Raw genomic sequence first — 21,791 nt, 5'->3', positions numbered from 1 at the left:
GACAAGCATATTTGCAAAGAACAAGCGGAAATATGTTACAATAGAAAAAAATCGAACGAGGTGGTTGTTGCGATGCGATCGAAGCGAGAACAAGCCATTTTAGACAATATAAAAGAATGGGAATCGCAATTAGTTGAGCAAGAAGCGACCGATTTTCAAAAAATGTTTGATAAATGGGTACATACTACAATTGCGAAGTTGCCTGAGAAAAAACGAAAAGATTTCTTTACGAAAGCAGATGGATGGCTCTTTCATTTGCATGCACTTATTCAAAGTTCACAATCACAGTTAGATGCACGTAATCGCATTTTAGGAACATCGAGATTATTTGATGAATCAATTGAGCAACTTGAAGATTTGAAGGCGTTATCTATTGATCAATTAACATACATAGCAGAGCAGCAAACAGCAAGACATCGCCTATATTCATTCGTACAAGGCGGAGCAACGGGTGCTGGGGGGTTATTATTATTAACAGCTGATTTTCCGGTTATGATCGCGTTAAATGTGAAAGCTGTTCAACTTATTGCAACATCATTTGGACATGATGTGAACAAGCCGTATGAAATGATGCTTGCGTTAAAGGTGTTTCATGCATCATTACTACCAGGAAGGCTTCAGCAATACGCATGGTACAATTTACTGCAAGAGCTAGAGCAAGAAGACTCATTCTTCTATGAAGGAGACGAAGCGGTATTACAGCCAGCTTCTACTGAAGTTGTGTTAAAACAAATTTTGAAAACATTTTCGATTTATGCTCTTCGTCGTAAATTATTCCAAGGTATTCCGGTCATTGGAATGGCAATTGGGTCTACAGTGAACTATCGTTTAACAAGAAGCGTTACTGAATTTGCAAATAGATTTTATCAAGTGCGCCACATAGTCGAGAAGGAAAAAAGAGCATAAAAAAAGCGAGAGGCCGAGGCCTTTCGCTTTTTTAATTTGTTGCATGCTTTTTGGACATTGGAATAGATACTGGTTTCTTTTCTGCTTTTGGATAATAAATTAAATCCAATGTTTTTGCCTGTACGGCAATCGAAAGAATAGTAAAAGCAATTTCTGTCCAATTTAAATAATATAATGAAAGCGCAAGAACAATCGCGTCAAAGACGAAGAAAATTTGCCCAATTGTAAAACGAGTTCGTTTACTTAATATAATTGTTAAAATATCGTCTCCGCCGGTTGCACCGCCAAATCGCAATATAAAACCGAGTCCAATACCAGCTAACGCACCGCCAACTACTGCAGCTATAAATAAATTATTTGATAAATCGACCGTAAATGGAGAATAATTTTCCATAAGAGAATAAAATACTCCGAATGAAATCGAACCTAGGAATGAGTAGCCAACCATTTTTCTACCTAAAAATGAAGCACATAGTAAAATAATAGGGATATCCATTACTACAGTTGAAATGGATGGTGAAATATCATAAAAATTTTGGATAAATAGTGCAATACCTACAAAGCCACCTTCTGTTAAGTGGTTTTGGAAGTGAATGTGATATAGCGCTGCTGCTAAAATAAATGAACCGATTAAAACCATAAAAACTTCTTTAATAATTTGTCGACTTTGGATGTTCCTCATCGTTATTCCTTCTTTCCGTAGTTAGTAGTCCTTGTTGTGTTGTAAACTAACTACGAGCTCACATGTAGCTTTCAGTTAGTTTACGAAAAAAACTAACTACGCTATATGTCGCTGAAGAAATAACGAATAATCCTCTCGTCCATCAATTCTCCCTACCTTCGTTTTAGTTTAAGTCTTAAAACGACTAAACAAAACGTGGAGTAGGATTCTTCATTTAGCAATCCTGCTCTTCTTTGTTTTGTTTAGCTAGTAACAATTAAGTCCTAAACAAAACGCTATGTGTAAGAAGAGTCTTTTTTTTGCCAAATTATCCTTCGGGCAATCATAATTTCCCCACTCTCGTATTTTTTTCGCTAGACTAAAGTATCTGAGCTGAAAAATACGCTACGTGTATGATTCGTCAATACGATGCCACATGCTCCTTCGAGCGATCATGATATCAAAATCCCTTCCTTCAAGATTTATATTATTATATCATACTTTCAAAAAATGCATGCGGATGGAAACCGACAATAACCGGAGGGAATCTACAAAAAATGTTATGTTTAAATATTTTTGTAGAAAAGCCTAAGTGATTTTGCAGGATTGGGCAGTTTTTAGAAGTTTGTCCAATAAGTAAGAAAAGAAGAGTTTTCATTTAGTAGTATTGTTTTCGTCACTTTTATCTTTAAAAAATGCATCCCAGCTAATCACACTTAAAAATGTTAGAGTGATAATAATGAAAGCACGCATAATTTTGAGGCCTCCTTTTGTACATAGTATATGAATCCCTTACTTTGTGATGTGTCATTTTTTTACAAGCTCTAACTATTATGAGAGTATATTAATATAGATAGATGAGGGGGAGAATGGAGATATGCTAAAAGACATGTTTAAAAGAAAAGAATTAAAATGTGTTTCATGTCAGAAAAAGATTCAATATGAAGAAGAGCTAGTTGCTTTTGTAAAGTTGCCAAAAGAAAGAAGTATATTAGTTGGTCCGTTTGATGTGTGTTTGGCGAAAACAGCACAAGAAATATATTGTAAATCGTGTTACGACAAAAAAGCATGACCCAAAGTAATTGAGGGGCATGCTTTTTTCATTGGTGTGCTTTTCCCTCAGATACGTTTTGGGTTAGACGATACCAAAGCCAAAGATCATTAATAATTGAAGCAAGATCGGCAATTTCTGAATTAAGCCTACAGGAAATTTCGAAATTCTCTTCGTTATTTAAGCAATGTTGTTTTTGATTAATATGACGTTCAAGCTCTTGTATACGATCAGGTATTTTTCCGCGAACTTGCTCCCATTTTAATAAAATAGAATGCTGCGCTTGTTCAGAGATGTCTTCCCATTTTTCTTGTATGTTCGGCAATTCAATCCCTAGATGTTCATTGTATATAAAATACTTTTTCATAGAAACCCCTCCATTTTCCTGCCTCTATTTTACATAAAAAAAGAAAGAAATTCGACGAAATTGTTTGAAAAAAATTTATGGATTCCCCTTGATTCATTTTATGAAAGGTGTTAAAGTTTGGATTATTATAAGAGAAAATGAATATTTATTCTTTAGGGGGATGCAAAATGGAGAAGAAAAAAGTTGTGTTAGCATATTCCGGAGGTCTTGATACTTCCGTTGCGATTAAATGGTTACAAGAGAAGAATTATGATATTATCGCGCTTTGCTTAGATCTAGGAGAAGGTAAAGACTTAGCGTTTGTAAAAGAAAAAGCACTTTCAGTAGGTGCAATTAAATCATATATGATTGATGTTCAAGAAGAATATGCGAATGAATATGCATTGATAGCGATGCAAGCTCACACGTTATACGAAGGGAAATATCCTCTTGTCTCTGCATTATCTCGTCCGCTTATTGCAAAAAAATTAGTAGAAATTGCAGAGCAGGAAGGCGCAAGTGCAGTTGCACATGGATGTACAGGGAAAGGGAATGACCAAGTTCGTTTTGAAGTTTCTATTCAAGCGTTGAATCCATATTTAGAAGTTATTGCGCCTGTACGTGAATGGAAATGGTCACGTGAAGAAGAAATTGCATATGCAAAAGAAAATGATATACCGATTCCAATTAATTTAGATAGCCCGTTTTCAATCGATCAAAACTTATGGGGACGCAGCAACGAATGTGGAATTTTAGAAGATCCATGGGCAGCGCCGCCAGAAGACGCATACGAGATGACGTTGGCATTAGAAGATACACCGAATAAACCAGAGTTTGTAGAAATCGGATTTGAAGCAGGGGTACCGACGACTTTAAACGGCACTGCATACCCACTCTCAGAACTAATTAAAACGTTAAATGCACTTGCTGGCAAACATGGCGTGGGACGTATCGACCATGTAGAAAATCGCCTTGTCGGTATTAAATCTCGTGAAGTATATGAATGCCCAGCAGCAATGACATTAATAACAGCGCATAAAGAACTTGAAGATTTAACACTTGTGAAAGAGGTCGCTCATTTCAAACCGATGATTGAGCAAAAACTAACAGAATTAATTTATAACGGTTTATGGTTCTCACCTTTAAAACAAGCGCTCAATGCTTTCTTACAAGAAACGCAAAAAAATGTAACAGGTACAGTGCGTGTGAAATTATTTAAAGGTCATGCGATTGTAGAAGGGCGTAAATCTGAGTACTCTTTATACGATGAAAAATTAGCAACGTATACTGCCCAGGATGAATTTAATCATGATGCAGCAGTTGGTTTCATTTCATTATTCGGTTTACCTACAAAAGTATACAGCCAAGTGAATCAAAAGAAGGTGGAAGCGTGAGCAAACTTTGGGGCGGACGTTTTACAGAAGAAGCGGAAGCATGGGTAGAAGAATTCGGAGCTTCTATTTCCTTTGATAAGCAATTGGTTAGCCAAGATATAAAAGGGAGTATCGCACACGTAACGATGTTAGCAAAGCAAGGCATCGTTACGAAAGAAGAAGCAGAGAAAATAAAGATAGGGCTTCAGTATTTACTAGAGGAAGCGAAAGAAAATAAATTGGATTTCTCGGTAGAAGCTGAGGATATTCATTTAAATATTGAAAAGATGTTAATTGAAAGAATCGGTGAAGTAGGAGGGAAACTTCATACAGGCCGAAGCCGTAACGATCAAGTAGCGACAGATATGCACTTGTATTTAAAAGAAAAAGTAGAAGATATTATAAAAGCTACAAAACAATTGCAAACTGTTCTTGTTCATCAAGCGGAAAATAACATTGAAACAATTATGCCCGGCTATACGCACTTGCAACGTGCACAGCCGATTTCATTTGCGCATCATATTCTTGCTTACTTTTGGATGTTAGATCGCGATGTGAATCGTTATGAAGATTCGTTAAAGCGTATTAACATTTCACCATTAGGAGCAGGAGCACTAGCTGGTACAACATTCCCGATTGACCGAGAATATAGTGCGGAGCTTCTTGGATTTAATGGAATCTATGAAAATAGTTTAGATGCGGTAAGTGATCGTGATTTCATACTGGAGTTTTTAAGTAACTCATCTATGCTCATGATGCACTTATCACGCTTTTGCGAAGAACTTATTTTATGGAGTAGCCAAGAGTTTCAATTTATTGAAATGAGCGATCAATACGCAACAGGAAGCAGTATTATGCCGCAAAAGAAAAATCCGGATATGGCGGAACTTATTCGTGGTAAAACGGGCAGAGTATACGGTAATTTATTCAGTTTACTTACAGTAATGAAAGGATTGCCGCTCGCTTACAATAAAGACTTACAAGAAGATAAAGAAGGAATGTTTGATACAGTGAAAACAGTAGAAGGATGCCTTCATATCATGGCAGGCATGCTTGAAACGATGACTGTAAACAAAGAAAAAATGGGGCAAGCTGTGACGCAAGACTTCTCTAATGCAACAGAAATTGCTGATTATTTAGCAAGCAAGGGACTGCCGTTCCGTCAAGCTCATGAAATTGTTGGGAAACTAGTTCTTCATTGTACGCAAAAAGGAATCTATTTATTAGATGTACCACTTGAAACGTATAAAGAAATGAGTCCGTTATTTGAAGAAGATTTATATGAAGTTCTTTCACCTTATGCAGCTGTAAAGCGTCGTAACAGTGCTGGCGGGACAGGATTTGAGCAGATTGAAAAGGCTTTGGAGAAGGCGAAGGGGTTAACTAAAGAAGTTATTAGGAATTGAGTTGGAAAGTACGCCAGTCTGTGAAAGTCTGGCGTACTTTCTTTTTTACTAGTGTGTAAGTTATAGTATAGTGAAAAAACACAATTTAGGGGAAATTTATGAAAAAAATAGTATTTATCATTTTACTGTTAATTAGCTTAATTGCAAACGTGAAAGTATTTCTTTTGGACAAATATATGTTTGTTGGTGAACAAGAAAAGCGAGAAGAAGCGATTATCGCAACGATGTGGCACTTGCAAGAGAAAGGATATAAAGAAAGTGATATTTCATACATAAAACCGGCCTTTTATAGTAAAATCGGTTCTTACGGTATGAATGTACAGTTTAAAGATGAACCAAATGAATCGTATACATATAGAGTTTCGAAAGATGCTAAAACAAATAAAATAACTGTACACCAAGATAGCAATGAGCCAGGTGGTATGGGTGGGAAGCATCAAGAGCTTAAATAGATATAGGAGACTGCTGATAAGTAATATGAGCAGTCTTTTATATTTTTAGAAGGGAGTCGAGCATTTTATAGTTGTTCTTCATAATGCTAAAATGATGCTTCTCATGAATCGCTAATAGTTGGATAGATTGAATAAGGTTAGGATAGTGAGCAATTGGATCTAAAAATACGATATGTCCTGCAATATCTTCTTCTATATTTTGAACTAGTTTTTTTATTTCATCTGTTTCACGTGAAAGTAATTCTTCTAATTCGTTTACATTCATAGAGTAATAGACTTTTTTTGAAGGGATTAAAATCCAAGGAGCTTTCATTCCTTTTCCGTGTTTTTCTTTATATTCGGCATAAATGTCATGTATTTCAGTTGCAAATGGGATGTTTTTTCTTAGCTTGGCATAAGGGATAAGAGTGAAAGAGAATTTAATCGCTACTTTTAGCATCCTTGTGATTAAATATAAGTGATAAAAGTGTTCACCAATAGACCATTTTCCGTCCTCTTTTCTATACCATAGTTGTTCATATGAAAGTGAATAAAGCTTAGGAAGGAACTGGTTTCTTTGTACATGTAATGTGTGAAAATGTTTTGATATATTTTCAGATTGCATATTTTGATATCCCCCATGTTTTTTCCTAATTATAACATTTCCGTATGGATTTAATTAAGCCTAGAACAATATGCTCTAGGCTTAAATTTTCATCGATTAATCATACTTGTGTCGATCTTCCGTAATTCGAATGTATTCAATATCCATCAAATCTCGAAGCAATGCACCGTGGCTTAGTTCAACACCATGTTTTTCTTTAAAATGCTCGCGAATCGTATTTAACATTTCGAGTTCTGTATCATTCACATCTAAAATAATACGTTCATAATCATCCATGTAGCATCCTCCTTTTCTAAACACATATATTTTGTCCGTCTATTTCTAAAAAATGTATGTTAATGTAATGTTAGGAAATAAGAAAGGAATGGAAAATGAGACGTATTTATTTTGTAGGGTTAATTTTGTATACGCTAATTGTATTACACGCTGCATTCCCAAAAATATTTTCATTTGAGAATGTGGAAACAATACATATAGCAATATTTATCTTTACTTTATTTGTAGTAGATTGCTGTATTTCTGTATGGCTTTCTAGAAAAAAGAAAGTACAAGAAGTAAAAGATAAAAAAGAAATAGAACGGAAAAAGAGAAAACGTTCATTTTGGATGACAACGTATTGTTTTTCTTTAGTGATTGCTGCTGCATTTTTTAGTGAGCATATTCCACTAGAAAGATTGGATATTGAATTTTGGGCAATTGTATTTGCATGTTATTTTTTTATGCATTTTCTTCCTTATATGAAAGAAAGGCGAGGAGTAGAGGAAGATCCGATTGAAGAAGAAGTGAGAGAACAAGAGAGTAAGAGAATAGAAGAAGACATAAAGAAACTTGGCGAACAAAAGTGGTATTTAAAATCAAAAATTATATATGTTCTTTGCTTCATTACGCCGCCAATCGGTTATGTGTATGTTTTCTTACTTCGTAAAAAAATGACAGAAGATGCAAAGCAAACGTACTTAACTGTTGCGACGATAATGATGGCGCTATGGTCTTTGAAATTCCTTCCGCCGTATGTGTTGGCAGGTACCGTTGTTGTTGTAGCTTGTCTTGTATTTATAGTGAAGTTTGTGAAATGAAAAACACCAAGTCCATATGGACTTGGTGTTTTAATTATAAATTAAAGATCACCTTGCTCCTCATCACCACGAACAACAAGGACATCGCATTTCGCATAGCGAATAATATGTTCAGAGACGCTACCAATTAGGAAACGTTCTACAGCATTTAAACCAGTTGCACCACACATAATTAAATCCACTTTATTGTTTGGAGCGATTTCTTTTGAAATTTTAGATTTAGGATTACCAAATTCTAATACAGTTTCTACTTTTTCAAGACCAGCTTCAAGCGCAGTTTTTTTGTAGTCATCTAATAAGTCTTCTGCAAATAGATTTGCACGTTCAGCAATTGCGCGGCTATAAGCCTCTACTGCTGAGTATGCTTTTACATCAACGATATGAGCAATTGTTAATGTTGCGTTGTTTCGTTTTGCAACTTGAATTGCTTTTTTAAAGGCTTTTTCTGCTTCTTTAGAACCGTCCACCGCAATTAAAATATTTGTATATGTATTATTCATAGTAAATTCCTCCCAATCATTTTTATTACCGTTTACAACTTTATTATAAAACAAATTTTGGTAATGTGCTTGTCGGAAACGTTACAGAATTTTGAAAACTTTGCCTTAATTCATTTTAGTTGTAATTGAAGCGAGAACTTGTTACATATGGAGTATAGCAATTTAAAAGGAGGCATGTTTGTGAGACACGCGCTCATTACAGCCGGTACGAAAGGTTTAGGAAAGCAAGTAACAGAAAAGTTATTGGATAAAGGATATTCAGTAACAGTAACATATCATAGCGATACAAGTGCTATGGAAACAATGAAAGAAACATATAAAAATATGGAAGAACGTCTACAGTTCGTGCAAGCTGATGTCACGAAAAAGGAAGATTTACATAAAATAGTAGAAGAAGCGATGAGTCGTTTTGGCAAAATTGACTTCTTAATTAATAATGCTGGTCCTTACGTATTTGAAAGGAAAAAATTAGTCGATTACGAAGAAGACGAATGGAATGAAATGATCCAGGGTAATTTAACAGCGGTGTTTCATTTATTAAAACTTGTCGTACCGATTATGAGAAACCAGCAATTTGGCCGTATTATTAACTATGGATTTCAAGGGGCAGATAGCGCGCCTGGATGGATTTATCGTTCAGCCTTTGCAGCTGCGAAAGTCGGACTTGTTTCTTTAACGAAAACAGTCGCATACGAAGAAGCTGAATACGGTATTACTGCGAATATGGTATGTCCTGGTGATATAATTGGTGAAATGAAAGAGGCAACGATTGAAGAAGCACGAAATCTGAAAGGTAGTAACACACCAATTGGTAGATCTGGAACAGGGGAAGATATCGCAAGAACCATTTCGTTTTTATGTGAGGACGATTCTGATATGATTACTGGCACGATTATTGAAGTAACAGGCGCTGTTGATGTTATTCATAGACATCGATAGAATTAAATAAAGTGAAGTTTCGAATAATTGGACAGTTTATCCTTTATACTGAGAGGTACGGATAATACTGTCCTTTCATGTAAGATTAAATCTATCGGAAAACTCGTATTATTTTTTGTCAAATATTGAGATATTATGTTAGAATATAAGAGCATAGAAAGCGCTTTAAAAAATGATTCAGGGGTCATTTCATAACTCAAGGGGGAACTAATAATGCGTATCGGTATTCCAACAGAAATTAAAAACAATGAAAACCGCGTGGCAATGACGCCAGCGGGAGCTGTACATTTAGTACAAAATGGTCATGAAGTTTTTGTTCAAAAAGGATCAGGTGTAGGATCAGGCTTTACAGATGAAGAATACGTACAAGCTGGTGCGAAACTTGTTGAAACTGCTGAAGAAGCATGGAATCAAGATATGGTTATGAAGGTAAAAGAGCCAGTTGAAAGTGAATACGGTTATTTCCGCGAAGGTTTAATTTTATTCACATACTTACACTTAGCTCCAGAGCCAGAATTAACGAAAGCATTAATTGATAACAAAGTGGTATCAATTGCATACGAAACAGTACAATTAGACAATCGTTCTTTACCATTACTTGCACCTATGAGTGAAGTAGCTGGTCGTATGTCTGCGCAAATCGGTGCACAGTTCCTTGAGAAAAACAAAGGCGGTAAAGGTATTTTACTTGCAGGCGTTCCAGGGGTGAAACGCGGCAAAGTAACAATTATCGGCGGTGGTCAAGCTGGTACAAACGCAGCGAAGATTGCAGTAGGTTTAGGTGCAGATGTAACAATCATCGACTTAAGTGCAGAACGTCTTCGTCAATTAGATGACATTTTCGGAAACCAAGTAAAAACTTTAATGTCTAACCCGTATAACATTGCAGAAGCTGTAAGAGAATCTGATCTTGTAATCGGTGCAGTATTAATCCCAGGTGCAAAAGCGCCAAAACTTGTAACAGAAGAAATGATTCAATCGATGGAACCAGGTTCTGTCGTTGTAGATATCGCGATTGACCAAGGTGGTATTTTCGAAACAACTGACCGTATTACAACTCACGACAACCCAACTTACGAAAAATATGGTGTTGTTCATTATGCAGTTGCAAATATGCCAGGTGCGGTTCCACGTACATCAACTCTTGCATTAACAAACGTAACAGTACCATATGCAGTACAAATTGCTAACAAAGGCTACAAAGAAGCTTGCCTAGGCAACACTGCATTATTAAAAGGTATTAACACATTAGATGGCTACGTAACATTCGAAGCAGTTGCAGAAGCGCACAGCTTACAATACGCTGATGCAAAAGAGCTTCTTGAAAAAGCTCCTGCTTTATCATAATAGAAATAAAATAAAGACCTTTCCTTTGTAGGAAGGGTCTTTTTGTTTAAACTAATTATCTAATTTCTTCACAATTTTCAAGCCGAACATCATTGTGAAGAAAAGAATGCCGAACAAGTAATACAAGGCATACTCAACTCGTATCATCGAATTTTTGTCAGTGATATATAAAATAAATAGTATTGCAGAACCGATTAAATGAGAGAGACCGAAAATTTGTGCCATAAGTTTTAAACTCATCTTCTCGATTCTTTCATCCATTTCAGGTAATGGATATTTCTCGGAATCGTTCTTTTTTTTCTTAAAGAATATTCGTTTCACTACGAATAGTATTAAGGCTAAGAGTATGTATACGCCAGCGAATAGAAGGACAGAACTAATCTTTTCTTCATCATTATTATCGAAATAAAGAAAAGTTGAGCCTAACAATAAAATGGTAAGATGCGAAATGAACTCTTGATTAAAAGTATTTTTCATTCTTTTTCCTCCCCAGTTTTATCTAATTGAAATAAATCCTCCACTTTACAGCCGAAAAACTCACATAATTTCAATGCTAATTCTAAACTTGGGTTGTATTTATTCTTCTCGATAGCGATGAGGGATTGTCTAGTGATTTGAACAGAGGAAGCTAATTGCTCTTGGGTGATGTCTCTAACGACGCGGAATTGTTTCACTTTATTTTTAATCAAATATACAAAGTCTCCTTTTTGTAAATTTGTTACTTTTATAATATCCATTTATAGGTAAAAAGTAAATGAAACTTTACAAAAAGTAAATAAAACTTTACGAGAGATATTGCTTGTTATGATGTTGTTTTTTGTGATAATTTGGAATTAAATGAAAAATGAAAGTCGATAGAGGAGATTCAATGGGGAGCAAAAAGAGTAAGAAAAAGCAAGCTAAAAGACAAAAGTATATAAAGAAAAAACAGGAACAGAACATACCTCTTTCAAAAAAAGTAGTCATTATGATAGAAAAAACATTTCGGTATATTTGTATGTTCTTGTATGTGATTTTTTGCGTGTTTTTATGTGGGATGGTTAAAAATTTTGGTATAACCCCTAATGTTATTGAAGGTATTTTTGGCGTTACACTTGTTATGGTAGAAGGATTCTTATTCTTTATATTATTTGATAAAGTGTGGCCTAGTCATGAAAGTAAAAAAGATAGAAAAAGAAGAAAAAAATCTTCATCCGATTCAAGCTCATCAAGCGGATTTGGTGATTACAGTAGCAACGATTGTAGCAGTTCAAGTGATGGTGGAGGAGATTGCGGAGGTGGTGGAGACTAAATTAGTTTTTCAGAAGAACGACTAATGAAAGGGTGGGACGAAAGATGGAAACTGTGAATTTATTAGAATTAACAAAGGACATTCAAGAACAACATAAAAACTTTGTCGTTTCAAATGTAAATAGTCATTGCTTACGAATTGCTGTATTTACTGGTGAATATGATTGGCACTACCATTCTAATTCGGATGAATTATTCATTGTGTTAGAGGGAGAATTACTTATCGATTTTCAAGATAGAGAGACAGCAGTTTTAAAGCCGAATGATTCTATTTTAATTCCAGCAGGTACAATTCATAGGACGAGAGCATTGGAGAGAACGGTAAATCTTTGTTTTGAACATGTAGAGGCGGATACAGTAATTGTGGAGGGCGTATGAGAAGGTTACAGATTGAAGAATACGATAAAGTAATTCCTCTTTTAGAAGGGAACCACCGAACAACAACTTTTGCGTATGCAGTTTGTAATCAAAACATAAATGGTGAGATTTTGATAAATGAGAAGTTAACAGCAGGACTAATCGTCACCACTAATGGTATTTATTATTTGTTTGGTGACACTCGAGACCAAAGTTATAACGAAGATTTATTTTCGTATATAAAAACAGCCATTGAAAAAACAGAGAAACGATTTACACTGTTCACTTCGAGTGAAGAGTGGGAAATGATGATTGAAGAGTGCTTTAGTAATGCATTTCGGAAAATCCCACGAATGACATTTCAATTTCAAAGAGAAGTTTTTGAAGATAGAAAAATAGAATTAAACAAAAATACATATGAAATTAAACGTATTGATAAAAGTGATATAGAACGAAGCAATGAATTTACAGAGGACTATTACAAAGAGTATTGGGGATCAAAAGAAGCATTTTTAAATGGTGGCTTTGGATTTTGTATAGAACAAGATGGGATGATTGTAGCTGAATGCGTCTCAATATTTAACGGGAATAGATTTGCTGAAATTGATATTGCAACACATGAAGCGCATCAAGGAAAAGGATTAGCTCAAGCTGTCGCAACACGTTTCATTGAACAGTGTATACAAAATCATATTACACCATGCTGGGATTGTAATGTAGATAACATTCCCTCGCAAAAATTAGCTAGTAAATTAAGCTTCCATAATCCAGTAGAATATGTTTTGTTTGTCCGCAAGAAAATGGGGGAATAAAAGATGAATGTAGAATTAACAAGATTCAAAGTTAAGCCAGGTAAAAGGCATCTTGTAGATGAATGGATGCAGCTTCTTAATGAAAATATGAAAGAAGTGCTTTTGACATTAAACGACGAAAAGATGTATGTAGAGACAATTTTCCGGGAAATAAGAGATGGAGAAGAGTACTTATATTGGTATTCTGTGCAAGGAGAAGGCGGTACTCATGTCGAAAATTCTCATCATGAAATTGATAAAAAGCATTTAGAGTTTTGGTATGAATGTATTGATGAAGAAGCACCGTCTGTCGATCTGAAGACGGAAGTCGTTATGATTCAAGATGTTGTGAAAGAAGCGATGAAATAATAGAGTAGTATTTTGTAAAGATAAACCATCCTCTTTTTTGGTGAAATATATTATTGGAGATGCTGTAAGATGCGAATTAGTCATAAATATATCACTCTCGATGAAATAGAGATAATCAGAGACTCATTAGATAAATTGCATGAATATCATAACAGTAAATCAAAATATTTTTCTGGTGATTATCCAAGAATGACATTTGAGGAACGTATTGAAGATTATAAAAAAAATTCAAAGTACGGAGAATATAGAATTGAACTATTGATTGAGTCAGAAACAGATAATATATTAGGCTTTTGTATAGCGTATAGTAAAAGCGTAAGTGGGAAGATTGAAGTTTTATTTGTTGATGAAAAATATCGAAGAAACGGATTCGGTTTGAAATTAATGAATAGTGCAGTGGAATGGTTTAAAGAAAAGCAAGTAGATGACATTGAATTAATAGTAGTGTACGGAAATGAAGCTGTATCGTTTTATCAAAAGCTGGGATTTTATCCACGTTCAATTATTATGACAACTAAATCATAAAGATATTATGAGAATATATCTTTTAAATGAGTGGAAGTTTTTATTTCGAAAAAATTGATTTGTATGTTGAAAAATTAAAATATATGTGAGAAGCACATTAAAATAGATGTGCTTTTTATTATGAAAATTTTTTTAGATTTGAAGGGAGTTATGCAAAAGTAACATAAGGTGTGAAAAATGATGTAACAATAAACTCAAAAGAGTTTCTGTACCAAATGAAGTCTTTAGCAAAAAAAATAGTGAAGGTATACCAAGTGATTATTTTGAACAATATTATAAAGAAATAAAAAACATCAAACCAAAAGACCTACCAATATATGGTGTAGTTGTAACAGGGAAAACAGAGGATTTACAAGGAGCACCATATATTAAGGCGGCTGTAAGAGGCGTAACAGTTGAGAAATATTGATTACAATTAATTAATGTGAATAATCAGAAAATTTATGTTATAATATGGGAAAAGGAGGCTTATATGAGGCAAATACATGGAGCAATTTATATTTACATAACAATGTTTTTCGTAGGAGCATCTTATGGATTAGGGCATGTGTATTCGCATCCTATATTAACTTTTTTAAGCGGAGCATGTATGGTGTTTGCGTTTCTTGTCCACCTTTTCTCAGTTTGGATCGTGAAATTTCAAATAAATATTAGTGAGATAGAAGAAGGCACTTTTTGAGTGGCCTTCTTTTTTAGTAATAATATTTATGAAGTTCTTGTAGTAATTTTTCAACTTCACGTTCAGTTTTTTTACATATAGACATTGTACGTAATTTGAAAAATAAGCTGCGCAAGAAAGATTTTATATTTCCGTATAGAAATTCATACGAGTCAATATGTAGTGTCGGTTTTTGAACTTGTAATTGAGCTACTAGATCACGAAGGGCTAATATGAGTATTTCTTCCTCCAAGCCATTTTGCAGCATTACGACAATCGGATAAACGAGACGCTCATCTTCTTCATATTTGTAATAAATGGAATGGACACAAACTTTGTTTAATAAAGTTTGTAGTATTTCTTCGTAATGTGAAGTTTCCAGTTTAGGATTATTAACAAGTGCCTCAAATGTATCGGAAGCATGAGCGATACTATGTGCCCAGCCTTGGTCTTGTACATACCCACGGAAATCCTGTTCTTTGTTCATATATAGAATTAATTTATCTTTTACATTTAAAATATCAGCCTGTGATAAGAAATTATGATTTGTATCAGCATCAATAATGAGTGCGATTAATAATGTTGTAAATGCACGGGTAAATACAGCATCGTCTTTATCCGAATGAATCTTATAAAATAAATATTTTTCACTGATGCTTTCTGATAATAGTTTCTGTAAGTGGGTGTGTGAAATATAGTCCTTCTTGATTAGATGATAAAAAGTAGAGTAAATGAGTTTGTCCCTTAAATAGCTATCAGTAACACCGATATGTTGAAGCATACTTGAACTTAAAGAATCAATATTGAGTGCACCATTGATTACGTAATTATTATCACGAATTTCTTCTAACTGTTGTTGTAACATGTAAACCTCCTATTTTAGAAAATTCTGTATATCAATAGTATAATGAGAGGAAGAAATAGACAAGAAATAAGTGCTTTTGGATGGGGGGACATTATGAAGAGAGCATTATTCTTTTTTATTAGTATTTTCTTTTTTGGAAGTTGTTCGATTTCGTATGTTACTTTTTCTAGCGAGAGCAAAAGTTGGACGGGGCAATATAAAGGTCATATTAAGGATGACAGTGAAGATGGAATGTTTACGTTTCAGTATAAGGGCGGAGATGGGAATACAGAATTTAAAAATTTAGAGATTGCTATTAATGAAGCGTTTAGTACAATGACAAAAACGTCAGAAAGTCATAAAGGGGCAAGGATTGAAATGAAATCATCTTGTGTAAGTTGTGCGCCTTTATCTAAAGGTGAACCGATAGAGGTTGTGATTAAATGGGATGATAAGTATGAAGAGAAGATGGTTTTAAAGCGGAAATAATAAAAAGGTAGCGATCACGCTACCTTTTTTATTATTTCACAAATTGTAATTCTTTCGGGAATTTCGTTAAGATTTCTGATCCGTCTTTTGTGATGTAAATATCATCTTCAATACGAACGCCGCCTACGTTTGGTACGTAAATACCTGGCTCGATTGTGAAGACCATACCTTCTTTTAATAGAGACTCATTGCCTTCTTTTACATCTGGATATTCGTGTACGCTAATTCCAAGTCCGTGACCAAGTCGGTGTGGGAAGAAGTCTCCATAACCTGCATCTGCGATAACAGAGCGAGCGGCGTTGTCAATTGTACCAAATGTAACGCCTGGTTTACATGCTTCAACTGCTTGTAGTTGTCCAGCAAGTACAGTGTTGTAAATGCGAGTTTGTTCTTCAGAAATATCACCAAATGCTACTGTACGCGTAATGTCAGAGCAATAACCTTCAATGATTACACCTAAATCAAATAGTACGAAATCGCCGCGTTTCATTTTGTTTGCACCTGGAATACCGTGTGGAAGAGCAGAGTTTGCACCTGCTAATACCATCGTATCGAATGACATTTTATGGATGCCTTTTGTTTTTAATTCATGCTCAATAATTGCTAATACTTCTAGCTCACTACGATTTTCTTTAATTGCATTTACACCAACTTCAACAGCATAATCTGCCATTTTAGCCGCTTCACGCAAAATAGAAAGTTCTTTTTCGTCTTTAATTAAGCGAAGTTCGCGAACTTTCTCTTCAGCTGATTTGAAAGCTGCATTTGGGAATAACTTTGTTAATTCTTCGTAACGTTCTACGTTTAAATGTTCTTTTTCAATTGCAACTGCATTTGCATCAATACCACGATCTTTAATTGCTTTTGCAATCATATCCCATGGTCTGTCCGTATCAGTAAATCCGATAATCTCATGTGCCCAGCCAGCGTTACGCGCTTGGCCTTCTTCCATTTTAGGACAAATTAAAATAGGCTCTTTTTCTTGGAATACGAACATACCAAGTAGTCTTTCATGTGGTTCACAGTGGAAGTTTGTCATGTAGAAAACGTTCGGTGTAGAAGTTAAGAACGCAGCTTCTACGTTTTTTTCTTTTAGCCATTGCATTAAATTTTCTAATCTAGCATTCATCGATTGGCACCCCCGAGATATTTAATTACAAATATAACTTTACATCGGAGGAAAGCGTTATGACAAGTAAATCGATGTTAGAAAAGACAGGGAATTGAGAAATCATGTAGAATAAAAAGTGAGAATGTGAATAGGGGAGGAATGTAATGATGAAAGTATCGTATCACGGGCATTCAGTTGTAAAGATTGAAACGAATGGAAAAGTTATTTTAATTGACCCATTTTTAACGGGAAATCCGAAAACAGATTTAAAGGCTGAAGATGTAAAAGTTGATGCGATTATTTTATCGCACGGACACGGTGATCATGTTGGGGATACAGTAGCGTTAGCAAAGAACAATAATGCGGTCGTTGTGGCACCGTTTGAATTAGCGACATTTTTAGGATGGCAAGGTGTAAATACACATCCAATGCATATTGGTGGTTCACATGAATTTGACTTTGGAAAGGTGAAATTTACTCAAGCATTCCACGGCTCTAGTTATATTGATGAAGAAAATAAGACGATTACTTATACAGGTATGCCAGCTGGTATTTTGTTTACAGCAGAGGAGAAAACGGTATATCATGCAGGAGATACTGCTTTATTCTCTGATATGAAGTTAATTGGGGAACTGAATAATATTGATTTAGCATTTTTACCAATTGGCGATAATTTCACAATGGGGCCAGAAGATGCTGTGTTAGCAGCAAAATGGATAGAGGCGAAAACAGTTGTACCGATGCATTACAATACGTTCCCAGTTATTGAACAAGATCCATATCAATTTGTAGAAAAGCTACAAAATTGTACAGGGAAAGTATTAGAAGCTGGAGAAAGTATTACACTATAAAAAAGAAACCCTTCATTTGAAATGACAAGTGAAGGGTTTTTTATGTGTATAGTACAGTTTTTAAAGTCTGTATTTGTTTAGCTGATTCTTCTCGTTTTGTACGTGGCTGTTCGGGTGTTTCATTCAACTCCATTGCAACTTTTTTTCCATCTACGAAAGCTAAAAATACAGCACCTACAACCTCTAAAAATTTTTTCATCATGTATTCGCTCCTTTGTTTCATTTCTTGTCTTAATTGTATATGGAATCGGGTGGACAAACTATCGAACGAGATGACAACAGCATTACATTGTTGTAATAGAATGACTGGTGGAATGTAAGGGGTATTTTGTTGTAAAAAAAATGGTACAGGTATATAAAGAGAGAGTGTAACAGTTTTGAAAATATAGTATACTGAAAATACAACACATGAAGAATTTAGGGAAAAGAAAGTATGGTGAAACCATTTGGCTACCAAACATAATCAAATTTTAGAACATATTAATAGCCTGCCGGTAGGGCATAAAATTTCTGTGAGGCAAATTGCGAAAGATTTGAGTGTAAGTGAAGGGACAGCTTACCGTGCAATTAAAGACGCAGAAAATAAAGGGTATGTTAGTACAATTGAACGTGTCGGAACAATTCGAATTGAACAAAAGAAGAAAGAGAATATCGAAAAACTGACATATGCAGAAGTCGTTAACATTGTCGATGGTCAAGTACTTGGAGGCAGAGAAGGACTACATAAAACATTAAATAAATTCGTAATCGGGGCTATGAAATTAGAAGCGATGATGCGCTATACAGAAGCAGGGAATTTACTTATCATCGGTAACCGTACGAACGCACATCAATTAGCACTAGAAGCAGGGGCAGCAGTGTTAATTACGGGCGGATTTGATACGGAAGATCATGTGAAGAAATTAGCAGACGAATTAAAGCTTCCAATTATTTCAAGTAGTTATGATACATTTACGGTCGCAACGTTAATTAACCGTGCAATTTATGATCAACTTATCAAGAAAGAAATTGTACTCGTTGAAGATATTTTAACGCCAATTGAAGAAACGTTATATTTAAAGCCAAATGATACAGTACAGCAATGGCATGCGTATAATGAAGAAACGATGCATGGACGTTATCCAATTGTTGATGAAAATAAAAAGGTGTTAGGTATTGTAACTTCAAAAGATATGATTGGTGTCGTGAAAGAAACACCAATTGATAAAGTGATGACAAAGCATCCAATTACGGTAAATGGAAAAATGTCTGTCGCAGCTGCAGCACGTATGATGGTGTGGGAAGGTATTGAGTTACTTCCTGTTGTGGAAGAAGGGAATAAATTGCAAGGGATCATTAGTCGCCAAGATGTACTTCAGGCGTTGCAAATGATTCAACGTCAACCGCAAGTTGGGGAAACAATTGATGACATTGTAACGAACCAATTTATGACGCCGAAAGAAGCGAAAAATGAGCATTTGTATCAATTTTCAGTGACGCCACAAATGACGAATTCAATCGGGACGTTATCTTACGGTGTATTCACAACAATTGTGACAGAAGCAACAAACCGTGTCATTCGTGCGCAGAAGAAGAGCGATTTAATTGTTGAAAACTTAACCATTTATTTCGTAAAGCCAGTTCAAATTGATAATGTTGTATCAGTTCATCCGAAAGTATTAGAAATTGGGCGTAAATTTGGTAAGATTGATGTAGAAGTGCATCATGAAGGTAATGTTGTCGGGAAAGCATTACTTATGGTGCAATTGATCGATAAATAAAAAGATGGAACAAATCGCTTTGGTTTGTTCCATCTTTTTTGTTTTATTGGGTTTGGAAGCTGTTGCTAAAGATGTGGAAGAGTTTTAGCGGGAAATATATATATAAGGAGAGATGATTTTATAATTAGAAAAAACAGAATATTAATCCGTTTAGAGTGTATACTATGATATAATTAGATTGTAAGATAATGGATGTCGGAAGGGGGATGCAATATGTCATCAGAATTACTCTTTTTTGGTGGTATCGCACTCTTTTATTTCCTTGTGATGATACCAATTCAATACTTATACTTACAAGGATTAAATGAAAAAAAGAAACGAACAGGATTATCTCAGCAAGAACTATACAAACAGATGTCTTTTGAAGAAGAACAATTACATTTTCACGTGCAAGGTAATCCCTTTAATATACCATCTGCGTTTGTTGCATATATGATTTTGAAAGTGAAGGGACGTAAAAAAGCATCACAATGTTGATGCTTTTTTACGTTGTTTTATAAGATTCGGCTTCCTTGACTGCTAATGGTAGAAAATGTTTATATTGGCGGAATCCATTAAATGTACTCGCGCTGCCAAGTAAAATAAACAAAACACCAACGATAATGCGTGCAGTTGAAAGTTCTAAAAAGAATTGGTTTATCCCAAAGAAGAGGACGAATAAGCCGAGTGCCATAGCGGATTTTCCAGAGAGCCAACCTTTCTCCATTGGACGGTTTGTACGAAAGAACTTTGTTTTGTAGAAGAGGTACAACACAAATGAGATGATAATACAAAAGACGAATATTGGCATAATACACGCTCCCATCGATTGGTATAAAAATAACAATTTAGAAAAAAGAAAAATCTAAACTTTCTAATTTTTATTATAAAGCAATTGTTCGCATGTATGAAATGTTTTCCGTTATAATGGGGGATAAAGTAAAACTTTAATTAGTGTGGGGAGATCCCAAGTACTAATTATTAGCCCTCACCAATCGGGCTTTTACGTGCATTCAGGCTCCAAATTAATTTTGCCCCATTGTTTTTAATACTTTTGAGGTGGGAGTCTTACTACACGTTAATGCGGGATAAAATGAAGAAGTTGAATAAAAAGGAGATTATACATATGCATGAGCAAATTTTAGGAGCAATTAAAGAGTTTGATACAATTATTATTCATCGTCATGTACGTCCGGATCCGGATGCGTTAGGTTCTCAGTGCGGACTTGGTACAATTCTGCAAGAATCGTTTCCAGAGAAAAATATTTATATGGTTGGGTACAACGAGCCTTCTTTAGCATTTTTACGAGTAATGGATGATATTGAAGATAGTGTATATGAAGATGCACTTGTTATCGTTTGTGATACAGCAAATCAAGAGCGTGTTTGTGATCAGCGTTATGCAAAAGGAAAGATGTTAATTAAAATTGATCATCATCCGAATGAAGACCCGTACGGAGATATTACATGGGTGGATACGACAGCAAGTTCTACAAGTGAAATGATTTATGAATTTTACAGTTATGGAAAAGATAAAGGATTAACGATTTCAAAGGAAGCAGCTCGCCTTATTTTAGCGGGTATTGTTGGAGATACAGGTCGTTTCTTATTCCCAAATACAACAGCGAAAACACTTCGTTACGTAAGTGAACTCGTTGACATGGATGTAAAATTCACAGATTTATACAATGAAATGTATAAAACGAAAGAAAAAATTGCTCGTTTAAACGGTTATATTTTACAAAACTTTACGATGGTAGAAGAAGGTGCAGCGTACATTAAATTAACGAAAGAGGTACTAGAAGAGTTTGATGTACTTTCTACTGAAGCATCTGGTGTTGTCGGGGCACTTGGTAATATTGATGGATTAAAGGCGTGGGTTCTATTTTTAGAGGAAGATGATGTTATTCGTGTTCGTCTTCGTTCAAAAGGACCAGTTATTAATAAGTTAGCAATGCAATATAATGGCGGAGGACATCCGATGGCTTCTGGTGCAAAAGCATCTTCTTGGGAAGAAGCAGATCGCCTGTTTGCTGATTTACGTGAGCTGTGTAGATAAAAATTGTATGTTGAACGAAAGAGAAGGAGAGGCACTGAAGCCCTCCT

General features: G+C 35.0%; 30 protein-coding genes and 1 pseudogene. 20 read left to right on the top strand and 11 right to left on the bottom strand.

Annotated elements, in window-relative coordinates:
* Window positions 1-72 precede the first annotated feature (72 nt).
* Complete coding sequence (locus tag ABH960_RS06215; RefSeq protein ID WP_098586020.1) at window positions 73-906, top strand: EcsC family protein; 834 nt, start codon at window positions 73-75, stop codon at window positions 904-906.
* Window positions 907-937: 31 nt separating this feature from the next.
* Here ABH960_RS06215 and ABH960_RS06210 read toward each other — a convergent pair whose 3' ends face one another.
* Window positions 938-1,588 (bottom strand): YitT family protein, encoded by a 651-nt coding sequence (locus tag ABH960_RS06210; RefSeq protein WP_404443624.1) that lies wholly within the window; start codon window positions 1,586-1,588, stop codon window positions 938-940.
* 856 nt (window positions 1,589-2,444) lie between these two features.
* On the opposite strand from ABH960_RS06210, the gene ABH960_RS06205 reads away from it, so the two are divergent.
* Entirely contained in the window at window positions 2,445-2,639 is a 195-nt protein-coding gene (locus tag ABH960_RS06205) for a hypothetical protein (RefSeq protein ID WP_002067549.1), read from the top strand.
* 28 nt (window positions 2,640-2,667) lie between these two features.
* Here ABH960_RS06205 and ABH960_RS06200 read toward each other — a convergent pair whose 3' ends face one another.
* Window positions 2,668-2,985: a radical SAM protein gene (locus tag ABH960_RS06200; protein WP_113935732.1), complete on the bottom strand. Its 318-nt coding sequence runs from the start codon at window positions 2,983-2,985 to the stop codon at window positions 2,668-2,670.
* A gap of 167 nt (window positions 2,986-3,152) precedes the next feature.
* Between ABH960_RS06200 and ABH960_RS06195 the strand changes: the two genes are divergently transcribed.
* The 3 genes from ABH960_RS06195 to ABH960_RS06185 all read left to right on the top strand — a co-directional run bounded on the left by ABH960_RS06195 (window position 3,153) and on the right by ABH960_RS06185 (window position 6,195).
* Window positions 3,153-4,358, top strand: coding sequence for an argininosuccinate synthase (locus ABH960_RS06195; protein ID WP_002088976.1), 1,206 nt, complete (start codon window positions 3,153-3,155; stop codon window positions 4,356-4,358).
* Window positions 4,355-5,743, top strand: coding sequence for an argininosuccinate lyase (argH, locus tag ABH960_RS06190; RefSeq protein ID WP_404443620.1), 1,389 nt, complete (start codon window positions 4,355-4,357; stop codon window positions 5,741-5,743). Before ABH960_RS06195 ends, argH begins: the two co-directional genes overlap by 4 nt.
* Before the next feature lie 98 nt (window positions 5,744-5,841).
* Window positions 5,842-6,195, top strand: coding sequence for a DUF3139 domain-containing protein (locus ABH960_RS06185; RefSeq protein WP_002067555.1), 354 nt, complete (start codon window positions 5,842-5,844; stop codon window positions 6,193-6,195).
* 37 nt (window positions 6,196-6,232) lie between these two features.
* Here ABH960_RS06185 and ABH960_RS06180 read toward each other — a convergent pair whose 3' ends face one another.
* Together ABH960_RS06180 and ABH960_RS06175 are read right to left on the bottom strand one after the other, a co-directional pair.
* Window positions 6,233-6,799: a DinB family protein gene (locus tag ABH960_RS06180; protein ID WP_404443617.1), complete on the bottom strand. Its 567-nt coding sequence runs from the start codon at window positions 6,797-6,799 to the stop codon at window positions 6,233-6,235.
* A 96-nt stretch (window positions 6,800-6,895) separates the two neighbouring features.
* Window positions 6,896-7,075: a ProA domain protein gene (locus ABH960_RS06175; RefSeq protein ID WP_113935729.1), complete on the bottom strand. Its 180-nt coding sequence runs from the start codon at window positions 7,073-7,075 to the stop codon at window positions 6,896-6,898.
* A 95-nt stretch (window positions 7,076-7,170) separates the two neighbouring features.
* Here ABH960_RS06175 and ABH960_RS06170 point away from each other — a divergent pair, with 95 nt between their 5' ends.
* Window positions 7,171-7,875, top strand: a complete 705-nt coding sequence (locus tag ABH960_RS06170) for a hypothetical protein (protein ID WP_404443614.1) — start codon at window positions 7,171-7,173, stop codon at window positions 7,873-7,875.
* 41 nt (window positions 7,876-7,916) lie between these two features.
* On the opposite strand, the gene ABH960_RS06165 is transcribed toward ABH960_RS06170, so the two are convergent.
* Complete coding sequence (locus tag ABH960_RS06165; protein WP_404443611.1) at window positions 7,917-8,375, bottom strand: universal stress protein; 459 nt, start codon at window positions 8,373-8,375, stop codon at window positions 7,917-7,919.
* Between the two features lie 147 nt (window positions 8,376-8,522).
* Between ABH960_RS06165 and ABH960_RS06160 the strand changes: the two genes are divergently transcribed.
* Both ABH960_RS06160 and ald read left to right on the top strand, forming a co-directional pair.
* Window positions 8,523-9,314 (top strand): SDR family oxidoreductase, encoded by a 792-nt coding sequence (locus ABH960_RS06160; protein ID WP_002015530.1) that lies wholly within the window; start codon window positions 8,523-8,525, stop codon window positions 9,312-9,314.
* A 213-nt stretch (window positions 9,315-9,527) separates the two neighbouring features.
* Entirely contained in the window at window positions 9,528-10,661 is a 1,134-nt protein-coding gene (gene ald / locus ABH960_RS06155) for an alanine dehydrogenase (RefSeq protein WP_098635277.1), read from the top strand.
* A gap of 51 nt (window positions 10,662-10,712) precedes the next feature.
* On the opposite strand, the gene ABH960_RS06150 is transcribed toward ald, so the two are convergent.
* Both ABH960_RS06150 and ABH960_RS06145 read right to left on the bottom strand, forming a co-directional pair.
* Window positions 10,713-11,138 carry a hypothetical protein gene (locus ABH960_RS06150; RefSeq protein ID WP_002138610.1) on the bottom strand — a complete coding sequence of 142 codons (426 nt, stop codon included), beginning with the start codon at window positions 11,136-11,138 and terminating at the stop codon, window positions 10,713-10,715.
* The gene (locus ABH960_RS06145) at window positions 11,135-11,398 is read right to left on the bottom strand and encodes a helix-turn-helix transcriptional regulator (RefSeq protein WP_002067482.1); all 264 of its coding nucleotides are present in this window, start codon (window positions 11,396-11,398) and stop codon (window positions 11,135-11,137) included. The genes ABH960_RS06150 and ABH960_RS06145 overlap by 4 nt, the downstream gene beginning before the upstream one ends.
* A gap of 131 nt (window positions 11,399-11,529) precedes the next feature.
* On the opposite strand from ABH960_RS06145, the gene ABH960_RS06140 reads away from it, so the two are divergent.
* The 7 genes and pseudogenes from ABH960_RS06140 (at window position 11,530) to ABH960_RS06110 (ending at window position 14,672) form a co-directional block, all read left to right on the top strand.
* Window positions 11,530-11,952 (top strand): hypothetical protein, encoded by a 423-nt coding sequence (locus ABH960_RS06140; RefSeq protein ID WP_107887375.1) that lies wholly within the window; start codon window positions 11,530-11,532, stop codon window positions 11,950-11,952.
* A 44-nt stretch (window positions 11,953-11,996) separates the two neighbouring features.
* Window positions 11,997-12,329: a cupin domain-containing protein gene (locus ABH960_RS06135; RefSeq protein WP_404443606.1), complete on the top strand. Its 333-nt coding sequence runs from the start codon at window positions 11,997-11,999 to the stop codon at window positions 12,327-12,329.
* A complete protein-coding gene (locus ABH960_RS06130) occupies window positions 12,326-13,120 on the top strand; it encodes a GNAT family N-acetyltransferase (protein ID WP_404443603.1) in 795 nt (264 codons plus the stop codon). The genes ABH960_RS06135 and ABH960_RS06130 overlap by 4 nt, the downstream gene beginning before the upstream one ends.
* Window positions 13,121-13,123: 3 nt before the next feature.
* Window positions 13,124-13,468: a DUF6176 family protein gene (locus ABH960_RS06125; protein WP_404443600.1), complete on the top strand. Its 345-nt coding sequence runs from the start codon at window positions 13,124-13,126 to the stop codon at window positions 13,466-13,468.
* Window positions 13,469-13,537: 69 nt separating this feature from the next.
* Window positions 13,538-13,993: a GNAT family N-acetyltransferase gene (locus ABH960_RS06120; RefSeq protein ID WP_002088958.1), complete on the top strand. Its 456-nt coding sequence runs from the start codon at window positions 13,538-13,540 to the stop codon at window positions 13,991-13,993.
* Window positions 13,994-14,118: 125 nt separating this feature from the next.
* Window positions 14,119-14,402: pseudogene (locus tag ABH960_RS06115) on the top strand (anti sigma factor C-terminal domain-containing protein); the annotation flags it as partial.
* A gap of 63 nt (window positions 14,403-14,465) precedes the next feature.
* A complete protein-coding gene (locus ABH960_RS06110; protein WP_002129372.1) occupies window positions 14,466-14,672 on the top strand; it encodes a hypothetical protein in 207 nt (68 codons plus the stop codon).
* Window positions 14,673-14,685: 13 nt separating this feature from the next.
* Here ABH960_RS06110 and ABH960_RS06105 read toward each other — a convergent pair whose 3' ends face one another.
* Window positions 14,686-15,516, bottom strand: a complete 831-nt coding sequence (locus ABH960_RS06105; RefSeq protein WP_404443595.1) for a DUF2785 domain-containing protein — start codon at window positions 15,514-15,516, stop codon at window positions 14,686-14,688.
* 93 nt (window positions 15,517-15,609) lie between these two features.
* Between ABH960_RS06105 and ABH960_RS06100 the strand changes: the two genes are divergently transcribed.
* Window positions 15,610-15,984: a hypothetical protein gene (locus ABH960_RS06100; RefSeq protein WP_404443592.1), complete on the top strand. Its 375-nt coding sequence runs from the start codon at window positions 15,610-15,612 to the stop codon at window positions 15,982-15,984.
* Between the two features lie 31 nt (window positions 15,985-16,015).
* On the opposite strand, the gene pepQ is transcribed toward ABH960_RS06100, so the two are convergent.
* Window positions 16,016-17,113 (bottom strand): Xaa-Pro dipeptidase, encoded by a 1,098-nt coding sequence (gene pepQ / locus ABH960_RS06095; RefSeq protein WP_404443589.1) that lies wholly within the window; start codon window positions 17,111-17,113, stop codon window positions 16,016-16,018.
* Window positions 17,114-17,262: 149 nt separating this feature from the next.
* Between pepQ and ABH960_RS06090 the strand changes: the two genes are divergently transcribed.
* Entirely contained in the window at window positions 17,263-17,946 is a 684-nt protein-coding gene (locus ABH960_RS06090; RefSeq protein ID WP_113935787.1) for a metal-dependent hydrolase, read from the top strand.
* Window positions 17,947-17,986: 40 nt separating this feature from the next.
* On the opposite strand, the gene ABH960_RS06085 is transcribed toward ABH960_RS06090, so the two are convergent.
* On the bottom strand, window positions 17,987-18,148 hold the full coding sequence (locus ABH960_RS06085) for a hypothetical protein (protein WP_404443586.1): 162 nt from the start codon (window positions 18,146-18,148) through the stop codon (window positions 17,987-17,989).
* 244 nt (window positions 18,149-18,392) lie between these two features.
* Between ABH960_RS06085 and ABH960_RS06080 the strand changes: the two genes are divergently transcribed.
* Both ABH960_RS06080 and ABH960_RS06075 read left to right on the top strand, forming a co-directional pair.
* Complete coding sequence (locus ABH960_RS06080; protein ID WP_002088951.1) at window positions 18,393-19,706, top strand: CBS domain-containing protein; 1,314 nt, start codon at window positions 18,393-18,395, stop codon at window positions 19,704-19,706.
* A gap of 213 nt (window positions 19,707-19,919) precedes the next feature.
* Window positions 19,920-20,183: a DUF3949 domain-containing protein gene (locus tag ABH960_RS06075; RefSeq protein ID WP_002015513.1), complete on the top strand. Its 264-nt coding sequence runs from the start codon at window positions 19,920-19,922 to the stop codon at window positions 20,181-20,183.
* A 7-nt stretch (window positions 20,184-20,190) separates the two neighbouring features.
* Here the strand turns inward: ABH960_RS06075 and ABH960_RS06070 are convergent, their stop codons facing one another.
* On the bottom strand, window positions 20,191-20,496 hold the full coding sequence (locus tag ABH960_RS06070) for a YtpI family protein (RefSeq protein WP_002138595.1): 306 nt from the start codon (window positions 20,494-20,496) through the stop codon (window positions 20,191-20,193).
* 315 nt (window positions 20,497-20,811) lie between these two features.
* Between ABH960_RS06070 and ABH960_RS06065 the strand changes: the two genes are divergently transcribed.
* Window positions 20,812-21,744: a DHH family phosphoesterase gene (locus ABH960_RS06065; protein WP_404443582.1), complete on the top strand. Its 933-nt coding sequence runs from the start codon at window positions 20,812-20,814 to the stop codon at window positions 21,742-21,744.
* Window positions 21,745-21,791: the final 47 nt, after the last annotated feature.

It is taken from the genome of Bacillus sp. RC252 (genome assembly GCF_044909215.1).
Classification (GTDB): Bacteria; Bacillota; Bacilli; order Bacillales; family Bacillaceae_G; genus Bacillus_A; species Bacillus_A mycoides.
Note: the sequence above shows the minus strand (reverse complement) of the source record. Positions and strands in the feature narration are given on the sequence as shown.